This window comes from Photobacterium sp. DNB22_13_2 (genome assembly GCF_052873915.1).
The window spans coordinates 1-251 of sequence record NZ_JBNNXU010000214.1 but is presented as its reverse complement, the minus strand read 5'-3'; the positions used below and the strand labels follow the sequence as shown (position 1 = coordinate 251).

Sequence of the window (251 nt, the reverse complement as noted above, 5' to 3'; positions counted from 1 at the left end):
GGGCAGGGCATGGTGCTACCGCTGTCGCTCAACACGATCCTCAGCGGCGTACAGGCCTCGCAGGCCGGCATGGGCGCGGGTGCAGTGACGACCATGCAAGCGGTCGGCAATGCGGTGGGGGTGACGGTGGTGGGCGTGCTGCTGTTCTCGCTGCTGGGCCATGTGGAGGGCGGCAGCGCGGTGGATGCGGTGGACGCGGCCGCGCACGTTGCACGCTACGGCCACGCATTTGCCCTGGCGACGCTGTACAA

At 69.3% G+C, this 251-nt stretch carries 1 protein-coding gene; it reads left to right on the top strand.

Annotated features, from left to right (window positions below; translation table 11 throughout):
* On the top strand, window positions 1-251 hold a 251-nt coding region (locus tag ACVA58_RS28415), incomplete at both ends, for a hypothetical protein (protein ID WP_446513574.1).